The sequence below is a fragment of the Pseudomonas sp. SDO55104_S430 genome (assembly GCF_054070595.1).
Map to the genome: position 1 here is coordinate 1 of NZ_JBSVXG010000269.1, position 6980 is coordinate 6980.

At 58.5% G+C, this 6980-nt stretch carries 8 protein-coding genes; 5 read left to right on the forward strand and 3 right to left on the reverse strand.

Features of this window, described 5'->3' with window-relative positions:
• Window positions 1-210 precede the first annotated feature (210 nt).
• Together ACW9JE_RS27115 and ACW9JE_RS27120 are read right to left on the reverse strand one after the other, a co-directional pair.
• On the reverse strand, window positions 211-564 hold the full coding sequence (locus tag ACW9JE_RS27115) for a BON domain-containing protein (protein ID WP_224534195.1): 354 nt from the start codon (window positions 562-564) through the stop codon (window positions 211-213).
• A 321-nt stretch (window positions 565-885) separates the two neighbouring features.
• Window positions 886-1299: a pilin gene (locus ACW9JE_RS27120; RefSeq protein WP_224534194.1), complete on the reverse strand. Its 414-nt coding sequence runs from the start codon at window positions 1297-1299 to the stop codon at window positions 886-888.
• Between the two features lie 227 nt (window positions 1300-1526).
• Between ACW9JE_RS27120 and pilB the strand changes: the two genes are divergently transcribed.
• Genes pilB through yacG form a run of 5 tightly spaced genes read left to right on the forward strand, consistent with a single transcriptional unit; the run spans window position 1527 to window position 6138 of the window.
• Window positions 1527-3224 (forward strand): type IV-A pilus assembly ATPase PilB, encoded by a 1698-nt coding sequence (gene pilB, locus ACW9JE_RS27125; protein WP_224534193.1) that lies wholly within the window; start codon window positions 1527-1529, stop codon window positions 3222-3224.
• A 2-nt stretch (window positions 3225-3226) separates the two neighbouring features.
• Window positions 3227-4444 carry a type II secretion system F family protein gene (locus ACW9JE_RS27130; protein WP_457434511.1) on the forward strand — a complete coding sequence of 406 codons (1218 nt, stop codon included), beginning with the start codon at window positions 3227-3229 and terminating at the stop codon, window positions 4442-4444.
• A 1-nt stretch (window position 4445) separates the two neighbouring features.
• A complete protein-coding gene (locus tag ACW9JE_RS27135) occupies window positions 4446-5318 on the forward strand; it encodes a prepilin peptidase (protein WP_457434512.1) in 873 nt (290 codons plus the stop codon).
• On the forward strand, window positions 5315-5938 hold the full coding sequence (gene coaE, locus ACW9JE_RS27140) for a dephospho-CoA kinase (protein ID WP_224534190.1): 624 nt from the start codon (window positions 5315-5317) through the stop codon (window positions 5936-5938). Before ACW9JE_RS27135 ends, coaE begins: the two co-directional genes overlap by 4 nt.
• The gene (yacG, locus tag ACW9JE_RS27145) at window positions 5935-6138 is read left to right on the forward strand and encodes a DNA gyrase inhibitor YacG (RefSeq protein ID WP_175378811.1); all 204 of its coding nucleotides are present in this window, start codon (window positions 5935-5937) and stop codon (window positions 6136-6138) included. The genes coaE and yacG overlap by 4 nt, the downstream gene beginning before the upstream one ends.
• Window positions 6139-6175: 37 nt before the next feature.
• Here yacG and ACW9JE_RS27150 read toward each other — a convergent pair whose 3' ends face one another.
• Window positions 6176-6865 carry an energy-coupling factor ABC transporter permease gene (locus tag ACW9JE_RS27150; protein ID WP_457434513.1) on the reverse strand — a complete coding sequence of 230 codons (690 nt, stop codon included), beginning with the start codon at window positions 6863-6865 and terminating at the stop codon, window positions 6176-6178.
• Window positions 6866-6980 lie beyond the last annotated feature (115 nt).

Sequence of the window (6980 nt, forward strand, 5' to 3'; positions counted from 1 at the left end):
ACTGTGCATTGACTGACACACCGCATTCGCGAGCAAGCCCGCTCCCACATTTGTTTTGCATCGTCCTCAAAATAGAACAGGCCCCGACATCCTTGTCGGGGCCTGTAATGGCCACGTCCTTGTGGCCTTTCGCATGAACTCCAAGAGACGACAGACGTATTGCTCGGCCCGCCTGTCGCGTCTTCTCCCAGTCCAGGCGAGAAGCTTGCCTTACTCGGCTTTCAGGCCGTCAGCGGAGACCGCTTTCACGCCTTTGATTTTCTTGGTGATCGCCACGGCGGTGGCTTTCTGGGATTCAGTCACGGCAGTTGTCGAAGACAGGGACACGACGCCTTTGTTGGTTTCAACTTTGATGTCGGTACCAGGAATGCCTTTTTCGGTGACGAGGTCGCTTTTGACTTTGGTGGTAATCCAGGTATCGGAAGTAGCTTCCTTGGCTTGGGTCATTTCACCGGCTGCGAGCATCAGTGGGGCCTGAGTGGCTTCTGACTGTGCAAACGCGGCATTGGCCATGGTCAGGGTCAGTGCGGTAGCAGTAGCGGCAGCGATAGCGAACTTCTTCATACGAGTAACTCCTGTTTTTCTGGAAAGTCTGCTGGGATATTTGTCAGCAGGTACAGGAAATATTGCGAACGGTGTGCCAAGTTTGAGACTGCCGATAAAACGTTAAAAATCAATAAGTTATGAAAAAACGATTCTTTCGAAACCATGCAAATTGCATGACTTGGAATTTCTCGACTTGCAAGTTGCAGACTTTAAAGCAGGCGTAAGGCCATGAATTTGCGAGATTTTCCAACGTTATTAGGAATGCGATTAGTTCCTTGTATGTTTCCCAAAAAAAATGCCTCTATCTCACGATAGAGGCATTTATGTTTGGTAGGTAACTTAACTGGCAGCTGCTGTGCAGCCAGGTGGCGCGTATTCAGCAGTAACGCCGGTCGCGCACGACCAGCCGGTAGTGCTACGAGAAAGCGTAATGGTTTTCCCGGCAACCGGGGCCGGAGCTTTTTGCAATGTGCAAACGATCGTTCCCGCACCGGAAGCAACTGTACCAGTTACCGCAATGGCGCAGTTCTGCGTTGTTGTACCAGCCCCCGTCAGAGTGGTCGGCTCAGCTGTACCAGAATTCATCAAATCCTCAAACGGCACCTTCAACGCGGCAATCTCCGCCAACCCCGCCGTCACCTTCGCCCGCGCCTGATACTTGGAATAAGCCGGAATCGCAAACGTCGCCAGAATCCCGATGATCGCCACCACGATCAGCAGCTCGATCAGGGTAAAACCTTTTTGAGTCTTCATAGACAGCCTCCGTGCATGAGTAGGAATCTCATGATCTGAATCTGTCTCAGCACAGCCCATGCCAAGCCCCGTGCGCCCAATTGGCGGGGGCATTGGAAGGCGTTGCCGCCCCGCACGGCCCCCAGGATCCGCACTATCTGACACTTTTTGTCACCCGACCGTGCCTGGTTTGGCTCCTTCGCTTGACTAGGCTATAAGTCATCCAACGGTCTTCCCCCGGATTCCCAATGAATGACATCGCCTTAAGCGGTCTGGCCAAGCAATTGGTGCTGGCCGAACTGCTCACTGACAAAAGCGCGCAACAGGCGTCGCAGCAAGCCCAGCGCAACCGTATCTCGCTGGTCAGCTATCTGGTGCAGAACAAACTGGTGAAAAGCCGCCAGGTCGCCGAGATTGCCTCGGAACATTTCGGCATGGCCCTGATGGACCTCAATCACCTCGACAAGGAAACCCAACCCAAGGGACTGGTGAGCGAAAAGCTCGTGCGCCAGCACCACGCCTTACCGCTCTGGCGGCGTGGCAACAAGTTGTTCGTGGGGATTTCCGACCCGACCAATCACCAGGCCATCAACGACATTCAATTCAGCACCGGCCTGAGCACCGAAGCGATCCTGGTCGAAGAAGACAAGCTCAGCGACGCCATCGAGAAATTCTTCGACACTCATTCCAGCGGTCTGGAAGAGATGGGCGACGTTGACCTCGATGGCGTGGACATCGAATCGGACGACGACCGCCAGGACGCCATCGTCGGCCAGGATGCCGATGACGCGCCAGTGGTGCGCTTCGTTCACAAGATGCTGCTCGACGCTATCCGAAGCGGCTCCTCCGACTTGCATTTCGAACCCTACGAAAAGGTCTTCCGCGTGCGTGTGCGCACCGACGGCATCCTGCGCGAAGTCGCCAAGCCGCCGATCCAGTTGGCCAGCCGCATCGCCGCAAGGCTCAAGGTCATGGCCAGCCTCGACATCTCCGAGCGCCGCAAGCCCCAGGACGGGCGAATCAAGATGCGCCTGTCGAAAAGCCGATCCATCGATTTCCGGGTCAACACCCTGCCCACCCTGTGGGGCGAAAAGGTGGTGATCCGGATCCTCGATCCGTCCAGCGCGCAGATGGGCATTGACGCACTCGGTTACGAACCCGAGCAGCAAGCGTTGTACATGGAGGCGCTCAAGCAGCCCCAGGGAATGATTCTGGTGACCGGTCCCACCGGTTCCGGCAAGACCGTCTCGCTCTACACCGGTCTGAATATTCTCAATACCGTCGACATCAATATCTCCACCGCCGAAGACCCGGTGGAGATCAACATGGAAGGCATCAACCAGGTCAACGTCAATCCCAAACAGGGCATGGACTTCGCCCAGGCACTGCGCTCGTTCCTGCGTCAGGACCCGGACGTGATCATGGTCGGCGAGATCCGCGACCTGGAAACCGCGGAAATCGCCATCAAGGCCGCCCAGACCGGCCACCTTGTGCTGTCGACCCTGCACACCAACAGCGCCGCGCAAACCCTGACCCGCCTGCACAACATGGGCATCCAGGGCTTCAACATCGCCACCTCCGTCAGCCTGATCATCGCCCAGCGCCTGGCGCGCAAGCTGTGCAGCCACTGCCGCGTTCCTTTGGACATTCCCCGTGAGGCCTTGCTTAAGGAAGGTTTCCCCGAGGAACGCATCGGCACGTTCACGATCTACGGGCCGGCCGGTTGCGATCACTGCAACGGCGGTTACCGGGGACGCGTGGGGATTTACGAAGTGGTGAAAAACACGCAAGAACTGCAACGGCTGATCATGGCCGAGGGCAACGCGCTGCAGATCGATGATCAGATGCGCAAGGACGGCTTCGATGATCTGCGCACCTCGGGCCTGCACAAAGCCATGCAGGGCATCACCAGCCTTGAAGAAATCAACCGGGTTACCAAGGATTGAACATGGCGGTCAAAGCAGCAAAAGTCAGCACCTATCTCTGGGAAGGCACCGACCGCAAAGGCACCAAAATCACTGGCGAGTTGAGCGGCGTGAACCCTGCGCTGGTCAAGGCGCAACTGCGCAAGCAAGGCATCAACCCGGGCAGAGTCCGCAAGAAATCGCCCTCATTGCTCCGTCTGGGCAAAGGCATCAAGGCCAAGGACATCGCCCTGTTTACCCGGCAGATGGCGACCATGATGAAGGCCGGCGTGCCGTTGTTGCAGTCCTTCGACATCATCGGCGAGGGCTTTGAAAACCCGGCCATGCGCGCGCTGGTGGATGAGGTCAAACAGGAGGTCGCGGCCGGTAACAGCTTCGCCGCGGCCCTGCGCAAAAAGCCCAAATACTTCGATGAGCTGTACTGCAATCTGGTGGATGCCGGCGAGCAGGCCGGTGCTTTGGATACGCTGCTGGAACGAGTGGCGACCTACAAGGAAAAAAGCGAAAGCCTCAAGGCCAAGATCAAGAAAGCCATGACCTACCCGCTGGCAGTGATCTTCGTCGCCGCCATCGTGACCGGGATTCTGCTGGTCAAGGTAGTGCCGCAATTCCAGTCGGTGTTCGAAGGCTTTGGCGCCGAGCTGCCGGCATTCACCGTGATGGTCATCGGACTGTCGCGGTTCATGCAGGAATGGTGGTGGATGATGCTGGGCGGGTTGATCGCGGCGATTTTTGCGGTTCGTCACGCACTCAAGACCTCCCAGGGCTTTCGTGACCGAATGGATGCCTGGCTGCTGAAAGTGCCTCTGGTAGGCACCCTGTTGTACAAATCCGCCGTGGCTCGTTTTGCCCGCACCCTCTCGACTACTTTCGCCGCTGGCGTACCTCTGGTCGAAGCCCTGGATTCCGTGGCTGGTGCCGCCGGTAATGTGGTCTTCAAGCGTGCGGTGCTGCGGATCAAGCAGGACGTTTCCACCGGCATGCAGTTGAATTTTTCCATGCGTTCCTCCGGTATTTTTCCGACCATGGCGATCCAGATGACCGCCATTGGCGAAGAATCCGGTGCGCTGGATGAGATGCTGGACAAGGTCGCGGGCTTCTACGAAGACGAGGTCGACAATATGGTCGACAGTCTCACCAGCCTCATGGAACCGTTCATCATGGTGGTGTTGGGTGTTATCGTCGGCGGCCTGGTGGTTGCGATGTACCTGCCCATATTCCAACTCGGTTCAACGATCTGACATGCCCTTGAACGAAATCATGACGCTCTACCCGCTGGCATTCGTGACTATTGCCGGGCTGGTGGGGCTGCTGGTCGGCAGCTTTCTCAACGTGGTGATCTGGCGCCTGCCGAAAATGCTCGAACGCGAATGGCGCATGCAGGCCCATGAGATTCTCGGGATGCCCGAAGAAAAGCCCCAGCCCACCTACAATCTGCTGCTGCCTCACTCCCAGTGCCCGCGCTGCGAACACCGCATTCGCGCCTGGGAAAACATTCCCGTCATCAGCTTTCTGTTTCTGCGCGGACGCTGTTCCGCCTGCGCGACCCCCATCAGCAAACGCTACCCACTCACGGAACTCGCCTGCGGCCTGTTGTCGGCGTTCGTTGCCTGGCATTTCGGATTCGGCTGGCAAGCCGCCATGGCGCTGCTGCTGACCTGGGGTCTGTTGGCGATGAGCCAGATCGATGCCGACCATCAACTGCTGCCGGACGTGTTGGTGTTACCGCTGCTGTGGATGGGTCTGATCGTCAACAGCCTCGAACTGTTCGTCTCGCTGCACGACGCATTGTGGGGAGCCATTGCCGGCTATCTGTTGCTCTGGTCGGTGTTCTGGGTGTTCAAGCTGATCACCGGCAAGGACGGCATGGGTCATGGCGACTTCAAGCTGCTGGCAATGTTCGGAGCCTGGGGTGGCTGGCAGATTCTGCCGCTGACCATCCTGCTGGCGTCCTTCGTCGGAGCAATCATCGGCGTGATTTACCTGCGCCTGAGCAAGGCAAAAACCTCCACGCCCATCCCCTTCGGCCCCTATCTGGCAATTGCCGGCTGGATTGCCATGCTCTGGGGTGGTCAAATAACCGACTTCTATTGGCAGTTTGTCGGTTTGAAATGAATACCCCTGCGCAAAAACCCTGGATTCTCGGCCTCACCGGCGGCATCGGCAGCGGCAAAAGCGCTGCTGCCCAGCATTTCATCGACCTGGGCGTACACGTGGTCGATGCCGATCATGCCGCGCGCTGGGTCGTGGAGCCGGGCCGTCCGGCGCTGGCGAAAATCGCCGAACACTTCGGCCCCGGCGTGTTGCAGGCCGACGGTCAGCTGGATCGCGCGGCCCTGCGTAAACTGATCTTCGAAGTAGCGGATGAGCGTCGCTGGCTCGAAGCCTTGCTGCATCCGTTGATCGCCGAAGAAATCGCTCATCACCTGGCACTGGCAGAATCACCTTACGCCATTCTGGTTTCACCGCTGCTGATCGAGTCCGGCCAGTACGCCATGACCCAGCGGGTGCTGGTGATCGATGCCCCGGAACAGCTGCAGATCGAACGCACCTTGCAGCGGGACCAGACCAGCGAAGAGCAGGTCCAGGCGATCCTCAAGGTCCAGTCCAGTCGCCAGGATCGCGTGAGTCATGCCAACGATGTGGTGGTCAACGACCGCGACCTCGCCTGGCTGCGCAGCGAGGTCGAACGCCTGCATCACTTTTACCTTACTTTGCCTGGAGGCCAGTCATGAGCCAGTACCCAACCGTCGAATGCCCGACCTGCGGCGCCCCTGTGGAATGGAGCCCCGAAAGCCTGTTCAGGCCCTTCTGCTCCGACCGCTGCAAGCTGATCGACCTGGGCGCCTGGGCTTCGGAAGAGCACAAGATTCCGGTGGCCCCGGATGCCGAAGACGAAATGTTCAGTGGCGACTTCGAACCTCGCCATCACTGATATCGGGAACACCTGCCGATCCCGGGCCTGAACAGACTCAGGACCCGGGATCGTCGTCTTTCCACGGCGCCGACAGATAGCGCGTACGATTGAAGGTCTCCAGCCATTCCGGGCAGAACACCACCAGCGCGCTGACCACCATGCCGTTGATGAACGCCTCGGGAAAAATGATCAGCCATAAATAGCCGATGAAATCCTCGAGCCAGTACGGCATCGCAAAACGCTCGTCGAACCACAGCACCGTCAGCGCCAGCAACAGGCACAGCAACGCCGACAACGCCGCGGCGAAGAAACCGGAAACGAAGATATATACGAAGAGATTGCGCGGCTGAGCACGCTCGACCACGATCGCACAGCACTCGGTGACCAGCACCGGCAGCAGAATGAACAGTGCGCCATTGACCCCCATCGCCGTCAGGTCCTGACGCCCCAGCAGCACCAGTCCCGTTTGCGCAATGAGCCCACCGACGATCGCCAGCGGCCAGTCGAGCAGCAGCGTTACCGCCGTCATGCCGATGAAGTGATAGGACACGCCGGTATCGAAATCCCGCCGCACCAGCCACAGCAGAAACAGCGCGAACACTGTGCCGAGCACCAGATGCTGACGACGGCTGTCGGTGAACAACTCGACCCAGGATGCACGACAGATCGCCCAGATCAGCACCGGTACATAGATCAGCCAACCCAGCGTGAGGGTTTCGGGTGACAGCAACTCGACGCCGATCATGCAGGGCTCACTCCTTGGAAGAGATCCCAGTCTACACCGCACCCACAACCCCTGTAGGAGCGAGCACGCTCGCGATGGAGGCCCGAACACCGCTGGGTGTCAGGCAGCCCGCATC

Bases quoted from the DNA above. Each gene is read 5' to 3' on its own strand.
- ACW9JE_RS27150 (WP_457434513.1), bottom strand. From the start codon at position 6,865: ATGATCGGCGTCGAGTTGCTGTCACCCGAAACCCTCACGCTGGGTTGG.
- ACW9JE_RS27115 (WP_224534195.1), bottom strand. From the start codon at position 564: ATGAAGAAGTTCGCTATCGCTGCCGCTACTGCTACCGCACTGACCCTG.
- pilB (WP_224534193.1), top strand. From the start codon at position 1,527: ATGAATGACATCGCCTTAAGCGGTCTGGCCAAGCAATTGGTGCTGGCC.
- coaE (WP_224534190.1), top strand. From the start codon at position 5,315: ATGAATACCCCTGCGCAAAAACCCTGGATTCTCGGCCTCACCGGCGGC.
- ACW9JE_RS27120 (WP_224534194.1), bottom strand. From the start codon at position 1,299: ATGAAGACTCAAAAAGGTTTTACCCTGATCGAGCTGCTGATCGTGGTG.
- ACW9JE_RS27130 (WP_457434511.1), top strand. From the start codon at position 3,227: ATGGCGGTCAAAGCAGCAAAAGTCAGCACCTATCTCTGGGAAGGCACC.
- yacG (WP_175378811.1), top strand. From the start codon at position 5,935: ATGAGCCAGTACCCAACCGTCGAATGCCCGACCTGCGGCGCCCCTGTG.
- ACW9JE_RS27135 (WP_457434512.1), top strand. From the start codon at position 4,446: ATGCCCTTGAACGAAATCATGACGCTCTACCCGCTGGCATTCGTGACT.